12 protein-coding genes are annotated in these 12,735 nt (G+C 63.5%); 10 read left to right on the top strand and 2 right to left on the bottom strand.

Annotation, left to right across the window (positions count from 1 at the left end; genetic code table 11):
- The first annotated feature begins 130 nt into the window (after window positions 1-130).
- The 10 genes from queA (at window position 131) to C7440_RS03975 (ending at window position 10,522) form a co-directional block, all read left to right on the top strand.
- Complete coding sequence (gene queA, locus C7440_RS04020) at window positions 131-1,171, top strand: tRNA preQ1(34) S-adenosylmethionine ribosyltransferase-isomerase QueA (protein WP_017524375.1); 1,041 nt, start codon at window positions 131-133, stop codon at window positions 1,169-1,171.
- A complete protein-coding gene (gene tgt, locus C7440_RS04015) occupies window positions 1,168-2,304 on the top strand; it encodes a tRNA guanosine(34) transglycosylase Tgt (RefSeq protein WP_017524374.1) in 1,137 nt (378 codons plus the stop codon). The genes queA and tgt overlap by 4 nt, the downstream gene beginning before the upstream one ends.
- 84 nt (window positions 2,305-2,388) lie before the next feature.
- On the top strand, window positions 2,389-2,733 hold the full coding sequence (gene yajC / locus C7440_RS04010; RefSeq protein ID WP_017524373.1) for a preprotein translocase subunit YajC: 345 nt from the start codon (window positions 2,389-2,391) through the stop codon (window positions 2,731-2,733).
- A 93-nt stretch (window positions 2,734-2,826) separates the two neighbouring features.
- Entirely contained in the window at window positions 2,827-4,695 is a 1,869-nt protein-coding gene (secD, locus tag C7440_RS04005; protein WP_017524372.1) for a protein translocase subunit SecD, read from the top strand.
- A 54-nt stretch (window positions 4,696-4,749) separates the two neighbouring features.
- Window positions 4,750-5,691, top strand: coding sequence for a protein translocase subunit SecF (secF, locus tag C7440_RS04000; RefSeq protein ID WP_017524371.1), 942 nt, complete (start codon window positions 4,750-4,752; stop codon window positions 5,689-5,691).
- A gap of 238 nt (window positions 5,692-5,929) precedes the next feature.
- On the top strand, window positions 5,930-6,472 hold the full coding sequence (locus tag C7440_RS03995) for a carboxymuconolactone decarboxylase family protein (protein WP_017524370.1): 543 nt from the start codon (window positions 5,930-5,932) through the stop codon (window positions 6,470-6,472).
- Between the two features lie 18 nt (window positions 6,473-6,490).
- Entirely contained in the window at window positions 6,491-7,639 is a 1,149-nt protein-coding gene (locus C7440_RS03990) for an acyl-CoA dehydrogenase family protein (RefSeq protein ID WP_207775376.1), read from the top strand.
- Window positions 7,640-7,663: 24 nt separating this feature from the next.
- Window positions 7,664-8,482: an ABC transporter ATP-binding protein gene (locus C7440_RS03985; protein ID WP_017524368.1), complete on the top strand. Its 819-nt coding sequence runs from the start codon at window positions 7,664-7,666 to the stop codon at window positions 8,480-8,482.
- Window positions 8,483-8,564: 82 nt separating this feature from the next.
- The gene (locus C7440_RS03980; RefSeq protein WP_051019269.1) at window positions 8,565-9,698 is read left to right on the top strand and encodes an ABC transporter substrate-binding protein; all 1,134 of its coding nucleotides are present in this window, start codon (window positions 8,565-8,567) and stop codon (window positions 9,696-9,698) included.
- Window positions 9,699-9,739: 41 nt separating this feature from the next.
- Window positions 9,740-10,522, top strand: coding sequence for an ABC transporter permease (locus tag C7440_RS03975; RefSeq protein ID WP_017524366.1), 783 nt, complete (start codon window positions 9,740-9,742; stop codon window positions 10,520-10,522).
- A 271-nt stretch (window positions 10,523-10,793) separates the two neighbouring features.
- Here C7440_RS03975 and sorU read toward each other — a convergent pair whose 3' ends face one another.
- Together sorU and sorT are read right to left on the bottom strand one after the other, a co-directional pair.
- A complete protein-coding gene (sorU, locus tag C7440_RS03970; RefSeq protein WP_116517548.1) occupies window positions 10,794-11,138 on the bottom strand; it encodes a SorU family sulfite dehydrogenase c-type cytochrome subunit in 345 nt (114 codons plus the stop codon).
- A 122-nt stretch (window positions 11,139-11,260) separates the two neighbouring features.
- Complete coding sequence (gene sorT / locus C7440_RS03965; protein ID WP_017524364.1) at window positions 11,261-12,493, bottom strand: SorT family sulfite dehydrogenase catalytic subunit; 1,233 nt, start codon at window positions 12,491-12,493, stop codon at window positions 11,261-11,263.
- Window positions 12,494-12,735: the final 242 nt, after the last annotated feature.

Below are 12,735 nucleotides of genomic sequence, written 5' to 3'. Positions count from 1 at the left end.
TGGAACAGGTTCGCCGGGTACCGCAAAAAAAACACCAGCATACCGGAACGATGGGTGGACAGGGAGGGCGCGAGCGGAAAAATCGCAGCGCGGCTTAAAATGGCACGTTGACCATTGCAAATCTTTACGCGTGAACCCCTCGCTTCAACTGTCGCAGTTCGACTATCACCTTCCCTCCGAACTCATTGCCCAGACTCCGGCCGCCACCCGCAGCGGCAGCAGGCTGCTGCATCTCGATGCGCGCTCGGCCCTGCATGACCGCCTCTTTACCGATCTGCCCTCGCTGCTGCGGCCCCACGACCTGCTCGTACTGAACAACACCCAGGTCATCAAGGCGCGCCTGCGCGGGCACAAGGACAGCGGCGGCAAGGTCGAGATTCTGGTCGAGCGCATCACCGGCCCCACCACCGCCCTGGCGCACGTCAAGGCCAGCAAATCGCCCAAGGCGGGCACCCGGCTGCGCATCGACGACGCCTTCACGATCGAAGTGGCTGGCCGCCAGGATGAGCTGTTCGAGCTGGAGTTTCCGGCCCGGGTGCTCGATCTCCTCGAGCGCCATGGCGCCACGCCCCTCCCGCCGTACATTACGCATGAGGCCCAGGCCCAGGACGAGGAACGCTACCAGACCGTCTACGCCCAGGCTCCCGGCGCCGTAGCGGCGCCCACGGCGGGCCTGCATTTCGACCAGCCCATGCTGGATGCACTGGTCGCCCAGGGCATCCAGCATGCTTTCGTCACCCTGCATGTGGGCGCGGGCACCTTCCAGCCCGTAAGGGTCGAAGACCTGTCCCAACATCAGATGCATGCCGAGCGCTATGTCGTTCCCCAGGCGGTCGTTCGGCAGATCGAGGAAGCCCGGCGCCAGGGCGGCCGGGTGATCGCCGTGGGCACCACCAGCGTGCGTGCCCTGGAATCGGCCGCGGCACAAGCCGGCTGCGCCGACGACCCGCTCGAAGGCGATACCCGCCTGTTCATTACGCCCGGCTATCGTTTTTCGTATGTCGATGCGCTGATCACCAATTTTCACCTGCCGCGCTCCACCCTGATGATGCTGGTGTCGGCTCTGGCCGGCATGGAGCCCATACGCAGGGCCTACGCCCATGCGGTGCAATCCCGCTATCGTTTCTTCAGCTATGGCGACGCCATGTTCATTGAATCTCCCAAACCATGACCGGCCTGCAATTCGAGCTTCTGGCCACCGACGGCGCCGCGCGCCGCGGGCGCCTCACCCTGAATCACGGCGTCGTCCAGACGCCGATCTTCATGCCCGTGGGCACCTATGGCAGCGTCAAGGCCATGCTGCCCCACGAGCTGGACGAAATCGGCGCCCAGATCGTGCTGGGCAATACCTTCCACCTGTGGCTGCGCCCGGGAACCGGCGTTCTCGAGAAGCATGGCGGGCTGCACGGCTTCATGCAGTGGCAAAAGCCCATACTGACCGATTCGGGCGGCTTCCAGGTGTTCAGCCTGGACGGCCTGCGCAAGATCACCGAAGAAGGCGTAAAGTTCGCCTCGCCCATAGACGGCTCTCGGCTGTTTCTTACGCCCGAAGAATCCATGCGCATCCAGCGCTCGCTCAACTCGGACATTGTCATGGTGTTCGACGAATGCACGCCCTACGCCATCGACGGCCGCCCGGCCACCTCGGAAGAGGCGGCGCGTTCCATGCGCATGTCGCTGCGCTGGGCCAGGCGCTCGCGCGAGGCCTTCGACAAGCTTGAAAACCCCAACGCCCTGTTCGGCATCGTGCAGGGCGGCATGTACGAAAACCTGCGCGACGAATCGCTGGCCGGGCTGGTGGACATCGGCTTTCACGGCTACGCCATAGGCGGCCTGTCGGTGGGCGAGCCCAAGGAAGACATGCAAAGGGTGCTGGCCCACGTCGCGCCGCGCCTGCCCGCCAATGCGCCGCGCTACCTGATGGGGGTGGGAACGCCCGAAGACCTGGTCGAGGGCGTGAGCCGCGGCGTGGACATGTTCGACTGCGTCATGCCCACCCGCAATGCCCGCAACGGCTGGCTGTTCACGCGCTACGGCGACATCAAGATACGCAACGCCCGCTATCGCGACGATACGCGCCCGCTCGACCCCTCGTGCTCGTGCCACACCTGCTCGCATTTTTCGCGCGCCTACCTGCATCACCTGCAGCGGGCCAACGAGATCACCGGCTCGCGCCTGAACACCCTGCACAATCTGCACTTCTACCTGACCATCATGGACGAGATGCGCCAGGCCATCGCAGAAGGCAGCTTCGAGGCATGGAAAAAGCAGTTTGCCGAAAACCGCGCCCGGGGCATCGAATAGCGCCGGATGTCGCTACAATAGAAAATTCGCTTTTTTGCACCCCCGCACTTACAAATACTTTCATCGAGACCAGGAGCCATACACATGCAGGCAGTCGACCTACTCAACATCATTACCGCCCAGGCCGCGGGCGACGCCACCAGCGGGCTGATGGGCATGCTGCCCATCATCCTGATGTTCGTCATCTTGTACTTCCTGATGATCCGTCCCCAAATGAAGCGCCAGAAAGAGCACCGCAATCTCGTGGCCGGCCTCAGCAAGGGCGACGAAGTCATCACCTCGGGCGGCCTGCTGGGCAAGGTCACCAAGGTGGGCGACGCCTACATCACCATCGAAGTCGCCGAACTGGCCGACAAGCCGGTCGAGGTCGTCATGCAGCGCACCGCCGTGTCCAACGTGCTGCCCAAGGGAACGATCAAGTCGCTGTAATCCCGACGCGCAGGCCTTGCGTGCGCCGAAGCGCTGCTTCGGCCGCATGCCGGCCACCCCGGGGCCCGTTCCCGCTTATTTAGTTGATCGACGATGAACCGTTATCCCCTCTGGAAATACCTTACCGTTCTGGTGGCCCTGATCGTCGGGCTGCTGTATACGCTTCCCAACTTCTTCGGCGAGTCGCCGGCGGTCCAGATCGCAGGGGCCAAGACTTCCGTCAAGATCGACAACAGCGTGCTGGTCCGGGCACAGCAGGTTCTGGCCGAGAAAGGCATCGAATCCACCGGGGCCTTCTTCGAGCAGAACGGGCCGGTGGGCGCCGTGCGCGTGCGCTTTGCCACTCCCGACATCCAGCTGGCGGCCAAGGACGCCCTTGAAAAAGCCTTCAATCCCAATCCCGAAGACCCCGACTACACCATTGCCCTGAACCTGCTCTCGGCCTCGCCCAACTGGCTTACCGCCATCGGCGCGCGTCCCATGTACCTGGGTCTCGACCTTCGCGGCGGCGTGCACTTCCTGCTTGAAGTCGACATGCAGGGGGCACTGACGGGGCGCTACGATTCGCTGGCCAACGACGTGCGCAGCAGCCTGCGCGACGCGCGCATCGCAGTCTCGGGGGTCGAGCGCAGCGACCATTCCGTAGTGGCCCGCTTCGACACCGAACAAAGCCGCGACGATGCCGCCTCAGAGCTGCGCCGGCGCATGCCCGACATGGCGTTTACCAACGGCACCGCGGGCAACAGCTTCCTGCTTACCGGCGTGCTGACCGAAACCGCGATCGCCCAGGTGCAAAGCCACGCCCTGCGCCAGAACATCGTCACGCTGCACAACCGCATCAACGAGCTGGGCGTGGCCGAGCCGGTCATCCAGCAACAGGGCGCCGACCGCATCATCGTGCAGCTGCCCGGCGTGCAAGACGTAGCCAAGGCCAAGGAAATCCTGGGCCGCACCGCCACCCTCGAAATCCGCATGGTCGACGATTCGCCCTCGGCCATGGCGGCGCTTTCCAGCGGCAACGTGCCCTTCGGGCTCGAGCGCTATACCGATACCGACGGACGCCCGCTGCTGCTGCGCCGCCAGGTGGTGCTTACCGGCGAAAACCTGCAAGACGCCCAGCCCGGGCGCGACCAGCAAACACAGCAGCCCTCGGTCAACCTCACACTTGACGCCAAGGGCGCCCGCATCTTCCGCGACGTCACGCGCGACAATATCGGCAAGCGCATGGCCATATTGCTGTTCGAGAACAACAAGGGCCAGGTGGTTACCGCGCCCGTGATCCGCAGCGAGATTCCCGGCGGCCAGGTGCAGATCAGCGGCAGCATGAACGCCCAGGAAGCCTCCGACATCGCCCTGCTGCTGCGCGCCGGTTCGCTGGCCGCGCCCATGAGCATCATCGAAGAGCGCACCATCGGGCCCAGCCTGGGCGCCGACAACATCAAGATGGGCTTCAATTCCACACTGTATGGCTTCCTGGCCATCGCGGTGTTCATCATCTTCTATTACCACCTGTTCGGCCTGTTCTCGACCCTTGGCCTGGCCTTCAACGTACTACTGCTGCTGGCCGTGCTTTCCATGCTGCAGGCCACGCTTACCCTGCCCGGCATTGCGGCCATCGCCCTGACGCTGGGCATGGCCATCGATGCCAACGTGCTGATCAACGAGCGCATACGCGAAGAACTTCGGGCGGGGCTGCCGCCCCAGCAGGCCATTTTCCACGGCTTCGAGCGAGCGTGGGGCACCATTCTCGACTCCAACCTTACTACGCTCATCGTGGGTGTTGCCCTGCTGGCCTTCGGCACCGGGCCCATCCGCGGCTTCGCCGTGGTGCATTGCATAGGCATCCTCACCTCGATGTTCTCGTCGGTGGTCGGGGTACGTGCCCTGGCCAACCTCTGGTATGGCCGGCAGCGCAAGCTGCAAAGCATTTCCATCGGCCAGATCTGGAAACCCAAGGACTGACATCGCGCCGGGGCACCCTGCCCCGGCATCCGATAACACAGGTACGACACCAACATGGAATTTTTCCGCATACACCGCACCATCCCGTTCATGCGCCACGCGCTGGTGCTGAACCTGATCAGCCTGATCACCTTCGTGCTGGCCGTCTTCTTCATCGCAACCCGGGGCTTCCATCTTTCGATCGAGTTCACGGGCGGCACGGTGATGGAAGTGCACTACTCCCAGGCGGCCCAGATAGACGAGGTGCGCAACGCAGTCAGCTCGCTGGGCTACTCCGACTTCCAGGTGCAGAATTTCGGCACCTCGCAAGACGTGATGATCCGCCTGCCGGTGCGCGAAGACCTTGGCTCGGCCGCCCAAAGCGAAACCGTGCTTGCCGCGCTCAAGGCCCAATCGCCCGATGTCGAGCTGCGCCGCGTCGAGTTCGTCGGCCCGCAGGTGGGGCAAGAACTCGTCACCAATGGCCTGCTGGCGCTGCTGTTCGTGGTTATAGGCATTATGGTCTACCTGGCGCTGCGCTTCGAATGGAAGTTCGCCCTGGCCGGCGTGGTGGCCAACCTGCACGACGTGATCATCATCCTGGGCTTCTTCGCCTTCTTCCAGTGGGAGTTCTCGCTGGCCGTGCTGGCGGGGGTGCTGGCGGTGCTGGGCTATTCGGTGAACGAGTCCGTGGTCATCATGGACCGTATCCGCGAAAACTTCCGCAAGCAGCGCACGTCATCGGTCCAGGAAGTCATCAACAGCGCCATTACCCAGACCATCTCGCGTACCATCATCACCCACGGTTCGACGCAGATGATGGTGCTTTCCATGTTCTTCTTCGGCGGTCCCACCCTGCACAACTTCTCGCTGGCGCTTACCATCGGCATCTGGTTCGGCATCTACTCTTCGGTGTTCGTGGCCGCCGCCATCGCCATGTGGCTGGGCGTCAAGCGCGAAGACCTGGTCAAGCCCATCAAGAAAGACGACCCGGCATCCGAGATGGAGATGCCGTAAGGCCGTCCTGTGGCCTGGTCCGCCCGCCGTAGCGGGCAGACCTTCAACAGCCCTGACCCAAAAAGAGGCCCCTTCATTTTGAAGCGGCCTCTTTTTTTAGGGCTATATAGCCGGCGCTCATAACCAAATTTCCTTATATTCGTTCGGAATCTTAGGGGCGGCCAATAGAATAAATGGAAATAAAGAACCGCAGCCCCTTCAGCGCCGCGGCTTGTTTCTTTCACTACTTCTACACGACATGAGCCGACTCACCATACAAACCATCGACACCGCCGCCGACGAAGCCAAAGAACGCCTCAGCAACGCGAAAAAAGCCAACGGCTTCCTGCCCAATCTGCTGGGCGTGCTGGCCAATGCACCCACCGCGCTCGAAACCTACCAGACGGTCGGCGCCATCAATGCACGCACCTCGCTCAGCGGCGAAGAACGCGAAGTCATCCAGATTACCGCCGCAAAACGCAACGGCTGCGGCTTCTGCGTGGCAGGCCACACGGCCCTGGCCCGCAAGAAGCTGGCCATGCCCGAAGAAATCATCGAGGCACTACGTGAAACGAGGGCGCTCAGCGACCCCAAGCTCAATGCGCTGGCCGTGTTCACCCTGGCCGTCATGGAAAACCGCGGCCAGGTCGCCGACGACGACCTGAAGGCCTTCTTCGCCGCCGGCTACTCGCAACAGGCCGCGCTTGAAGTCGTGCTGGGCGTCAGCCTGGCCACCCTGTGCAACTACGCCAACAACCTGGCCCAGACGCCCATCAACCCCGAGTTGCAGCCCTTTGCCTGATTCGCCCAAGGAATAGCAGTGTCCCAAGCCCAACACGCCTTCATGGCGCCCATCGTCCAGCTGATTGAAACCGAACTCGCCCCCCAGGTGCAGGCCATCGACCGCGAAGGCCTGTATCCGGCGCAGTTCATGCACAAGCTGGGTGCCCTGGGCGGCTTCGCTGCGGCCTTGCCCGCCGACAGCGGCGGAAACGGCCTGGGCCTGGCCACGCAGATCGAAGTCACGGCCAAGGTGGCCCAGCATTGCGGCTCCACGGCCTTCCTGGTGTGGTGCCAATCCAGTTGCGCCTGGTACCTGCAAAATTCCGACAATGCAGCGGTGCGCGAGCGCTATCTGCACGATGTGGCCCAGGGCAGGCTGCTGGCCGGCACGGGCATGTCCAATGCCGTCAAGCACCTGGCGGGCATCGAGAAAATCCATCTGCGCGCGCGCCGCGAAGGCGACGGCTATGTTGTGACCGGGTCGCTGCCCTGGGTTTCCAACGTGGGCGACGGCCACCTGGCCATCGTCGCCGCCGCGGTCGAGGACGAGGGCTACATCATGTTTGCCACGCCCAGTACGGCGGCAGGCTTTGAATCGCGTCCTTGCCTTGAATTCTCGGGGCTCGAAGGCACCCAGACGCTGAACCTGCGCTTCCAGAACGTCAAGGTGCCGGCCGAAGACGTGCTGGCCCACCCCGATCAATTCAAGCAGTACATCAGCCGCATCAAGCCCGGCTTCGTGCTGGGCCAGATCGGCATGGGAACCGGCATCGTGCGCGCCTGCATCGCCATCGCGCACGACAGCAACGCCAGCGTGGGACACGTCAACGCCTTCCTCGACGACCAGGAGGTCGACCTGGCCGCCCAACTGGCCGATATCGAGGCCCGTGTGGCCAGCCTGGCACCCCTGGCCCAGGCCGGCGCAACCGACATGCTTCCGGTGCTGAAGGCACGCGCCGCCATCAGCGAGCTTACCCTCAAGGCGGCCAACTCGGCCGTGCTTCACGCCGGCGCCAAGGGCTACCTCATCATCCATCCGGCCCAGCGCCGCCTGCGCGAAGCGGTTTTCGTCGCAATCGTCACGCCGGCACTCAAGCATTTGCGCAAAGAAATCCACGCGCTCGAGAGCCGCGCCCAAGCCGGCTCCGCCGAATCGTCCCCGCCGCTGCATACCGCAGCCGCCTAGGGCCTGTTTCGAGGCATATACATCATGGCAGTTTCAAACATCGAAGCGCCCATCGTACTGGAGGCGCAGTCCATCGAATTACGTTACAAGCGCGCCAACGCCCAGCCCAACACCGTACTGCGCGACTTCTCGCTGCGGCTTGCCCAGGGCGAGATCGTGGCCGTGCTGGGCCCGAGCGGAGTCGGCAAGTCGTCGCTGCTGCGCGTGCTGGCGGGGCTGCAGGAAGCCCAGCAGGGCACGGTACACGTCCATGGCGAACGCCTGCGCGGCCCCCACCCCAGGCTCAGCTTCGTGTTCCAGGACGCCAGCCTGCTGCCCTGGCTGAACCTTGAAGAGAACGTCGGCTTCGGCCTCGACTTCAAGCATCAGCCGCAAATAAGCAAGGCCGAGAAAAAGGCCCGGGTCGCCGCCGCCATCGCCGACGTCGACCTGACCGAGGCGGCCGAGCGCTATCCCTCCGAGCTTTCCGGCGGCATGGCCCAGCGCACCGCCCTGGCGCGCAGCCTGGCACGCCAGCCAGAAATACTGCTGCTCGACGAACCCTTCAGCGCGCTCGACGAAATCACCCGCGGCGACATGCAAGGCCTGCTGCTGCGCATCACCAAGAAGTACGGCACGTCGGCGGTGCTGGTCACCCACGACATCGACGAGGCCCTGACCGTGGCCGACCGCATCGTCCTCATTGGCGGCAAGCCGGGCGAACTCATCGGCCAGTGGCGGCTTACGGGCGCCCATCCGCGCGACACCGTCAGCTCCGAAAGCACCGCCGTGCGGCTGCAGATCATGCAGCTGCTGCGCGACGCCCGCGGCCGGGCCGAAGATCCGCAACGACTTGCAGCCTGAGCACAACCACAAGGAAAAAACCGTGTCCTCATACAACGACAGCACCCGGGCGCGCCGGCGCCAGTTCCTCAAGCTTTCCTCCATGTTCACCGCCATGGGCGCATTGCCCCTGCTGCAGATGAGCCAGGCCGCGCGAGCCGCCGAGCCCGACGCTCCGCTGCGCATCGGCTACCTGCCCATCACCGACGCCACGCCCCTGCTGGTGGCGCATCACAACAAGCTGTTCCAGGACCAGGGCCTTGAAGTCGAAAAGCCCCGCATGTTCCGCAGCTGGGCCCAGATCGTCGAAGCCTTCCTGGCCGGTCAGGTCAACGCGGTGCACCTGCTTTCGCCCATGACCGTCTGGGCCCGCTACGGCAGCAAATCGCCCGCCAAAATCGTGGCCTGGAACCACATGTCCGGCTCGGGCCTGACCGTGCAGCCCGACGTCAACAGCCTCGAAGACCTGGGCGGCACCACCGTGGCCATTCCCTTCTGGTATTCGCTGCACAACGTGGTGCTGCAGCACCTGCTGCGCAGCAAGGGGCTCGAGTCCATCAGCGACGGCACGCCCACCAAGAAGCAGGTCAAGCTGGTGGTGATGGCGCCTTCCGACATGGTGCCCGCCCTGGCCAACAAGCAGATCTCGGGCTACATCGTGGCCGAACCTTTCAACGCCTCGGCCGAAGTCCTGAAAATCGGCAAGATCCTGCGCTTTACCGGCGACGTCTGGAAAGACCACGCCTGTTGCGTTGTGCTGATGCACGAACAAGACCTGCAACAGCGTCCCGAATGGACCCAGAAGGTCGTGAACGGCGTCGTCCAGGCCCAGGCCTGGATCCAGGAAAACCGCGAAGAAACCGCCCACATCCTGTCGAAGGAAAACCCGCAGCGCTACACGCCGCACTCGTACGAGGCGCTGGCCCAGGTGCTGCAGCCCGAACTGCTGGACACGCAGCTGTACGAATCCAGCGGCGCCATCGTCAACACCGGCTGGAAGGAAAAGCGCATCGACTTCCAGCCCTACCCCTTCCCCAGCTATACCGAAGAGCTCATCGTCAAGCTCAAGGACACGCTGGTGCTGGGACGCAACGAGTTCCTGGCCGACCTCGACCCCTCCTTCGTGGCCGGCGACCTGGTCGACGACAGCTTCGTGCGCGAGGCCATCGAACAGGTTGGTGGCCCCGAGAAGTTCGGCCTGAGCTCGTTCACCCGCAAAGAGTCCATTACAGTCTGAGCCCTCGGCGGCGCCTGGCGCCGCCCAATCAACGCAGAAACATGATCAGAAGCTTGAAAAACCCCGCCTCCGCAGCCTGGGCCTACGGCATCGCCGGCCTGGCCGCCCTGGTGGCCTTGTGGTGGCTGGGCGCCTACCTGCTGCAAAGCGGCATTCCCCTGGCATCGGCGCTACGGCCGGGGCCGGCCTTCAGCAGCCTGTACGAACTGATCGTTCAAAACCAGCTGACCACCCACACCTTCATGAGCATGAAGCGCGTGGCGGTGGGGCTGGCCCTGGCGTTGTTGCTGGGCGTGCCCATCGGGCTGGCCATCGGCTCGTCGCGCATGCTCGAGAAAAGCACCAGCAGCGCCTTCCAGTTCCTGCGCATGATCTCGCCGCTGTCGTGGATGCCCATCGCCGTGATGGTGTTCGGCATCGGCGACGCGCCGATCTATTTCCTGCTGACTTTCGCGGCCGTGTGGCCCATCATTCTCAACACGGCGGCCGGGGTCAAGCAGCTTAATCCGAAATGGCTGCTGCTGGCCAAGAGCCTTAGCGCCACCCGTACCGAAGTGCTGTTCCGCATCGTCATCCCCGGCATCCTGGGCCATATTCTTACCGGGGTACGGCTGGCCATCGGCATCATCTGGATCGTGCTGGTACCCTGCGAAATGCTGGGCGTCAGTTCGGGACTGGGCTACTTCATTCTAGACACCCGCGACCGCCTGGCCTATTCGGAACTGATGGCCGTCATCGTACTGATCGGCGCCCTGGGGTTCGCGCTCGACATTCTTGCCCAGAAGCTGTACCAATACTGGACGCACAGCACCTCGAACGATTGATGCTGATGCTGCTCACGAGCGGTTTGGGTTCTTAAACGCCGCCGGGATCGGGGGTATATATGCCGGGCGGTCGGGCGGTTTGTGGCAGCGCCCTCCAACGCCCGTCATATATACCCCCGCCCCCGGCGGCTTGGATTTGGGCAAGCCATGTGGATAAATCGAGCTGCGGTGTTCCCATTGTCGACGCTGCGACACCCACATCTGCGACGGCGTCTAAAAACTCAAACACGCATGGCACTGTCCACGACAGCGCCCAACTGAATGACCAAACCTATTGAGTGCCACCCGTGGCATGCACGACATAGGCGGCCACGGCGTCCATCTCGGCCTCACTGAGCGAAGCCGCAAACGACGGCATGACGCCCACGCCCTCGTGCAAGGCCTTCTTGACAGCCGCCATATCGGGCTTGAGCTCGTCCAGATCAGGACCGATGGCCCCTTCAGAGCCCGCATCGGCCAAAGTGTGGCACACGGCACAGGCCGGTACCGCCTTGGTCAGGAAGAGCTCTTTGCCCTGCTCCAGCACCGCGGGGTCGGGTGCCTCGGCGGAATGGGCCGAAAAAGCCGCGCCCGTGATGGACGCGGCTGCCACGAAGAGAAACACTGCTCGCTGCATTGAAAAGAATCCTGCAAAAACGTTTTAAGAAATAAGTGGGCCGGGCCCGCGCAAGCCCTCTTGGCCTGGCCGGGCCCGGCCAGGATCAAGCTGGCTCGGTCCCAAGAAGCACGTACGCCGGATCAAGCCACCTTGACGGTGATCATGTGGTCGCGCCAGCTGTTGTTGATGTAGCCGCGGTTGTTCTCGACGCGCTCTTCGGGCTGGGTTTCGCCGTCGTCATTGGTAACGCGTGAAGCCAATTGATGCTCGCCCGCCGGAAGGTCGACCGTTAACGCGAACACGCGCCATGCATACTTGCCCAGGTCGGGGCCGATGAACTCGGCCTTTTGCCAATCTTTGCCGCCGTTGACCGACACCTCGATCTTTTCGGCTTCGCTCATGCCACCCATGGCCACGCCATTGATGGTGACCTTGCCCGCCTTGACGGGCTGCGCGGGATCATAGGGATTGTTGATCCACGACTTGGGCGGCATTTCCCAGACCGAATCGTGCTCGGGCGTACCCTTGACCCCCACCGGGGACATGCGATAGCTGTTCTGCTGGATGCTGGCCGGCGACTGATCTTTGGTAAATGCCAGCTTCTTCACGTACTTGACGTTGTTCACACCCGTATAGCCCGGCACGATCATGCGCAGGGGGCCGCCGTGCGCCAAGGGAATGGGTTCGCCGTTGATCTCCCAGGCAAGCAATGCGTCTTCGATGCCCGACAGCGGCACCGAACGCTCGACCATGACGGTGTTGGGGTCGAGGCCGGCCGGAATCTCTTCGCCGCCCGTGCCCGTCATGTATTCCATGCCGTCGGCCATGCCGCCCGTAGCTTCGAGCACCGCCTTCACCGGCACGCCGGTGAACACCACGCAGCCCGCCGCGCCCACCGTCCATTGCGTACCGCTGGGCTTGTGCGGAAAATAGCTGCGGCCGTTGCCGGAGCACTGCAGCACCATGGCCACCGATTGCAGGCCAAGAGTCTTGAGCTCGGCAACGGTGAAACTGCGCGGTTTGGCGACGCCATCGACCTGCACCTGCCAGGCGTCGGGGTCTTTCACGATGGCGGCCGCGGGCGGCGTGACGTTGTTGCGCACGAAAAGCCTGTCGAGCGGCGTGATGCCGCCGGAGCCGAAGGCCGTGCGGCGCGTCTCGATGGTATTGGCGCTGTGCACGATCATGCTGTCGGCGTCCTTCCACTCGGCATAGCCGGGCAGGGGCTTGGAGGCGGAAACCGGACCCGGATTCGACTGGGAAGCGGGTTCTGTGGAATCGGCCAGCGCCGGCGCCCCCAGGCCCGCCCAGGCCACAGCGCCCCCGGCGCTCGCCAGCAGGCGGCGGCGAATAATATTCGTTTTATGTTCCATGGTGATCTCCTTGTCAAAACCCGATGTTGCGTGCTTGCGATGCGTGCCCCCTCGGGGGCTGAACTGTCTGGATCGCTCTATATATCGCCATATATAGCCAGAAGAAATTAGCTTATTCCATTGAATAATATACCAACAGCGGACAGGCGTGCCCAAGGGAATTCGGGCGACGCGACCCTGAAGACCAAGGCTGGGCCTTGCACGCCAGGCGCCACGGCGGCCGGACATGCCCGGATCGCAGT

Source organism: Pusillimonas noertemannii, assembly GCF_003096595.1.
GTDB lineage: Bacteria > Pseudomonadota > Gammaproteobacteria > Burkholderiales > Burkholderiaceae_B > Pusillimonas > Pusillimonas noertemannii.
Note: the sequence above shows the minus strand (reverse complement) of the source record. Positions and strands in the feature narration are given on the sequence as shown.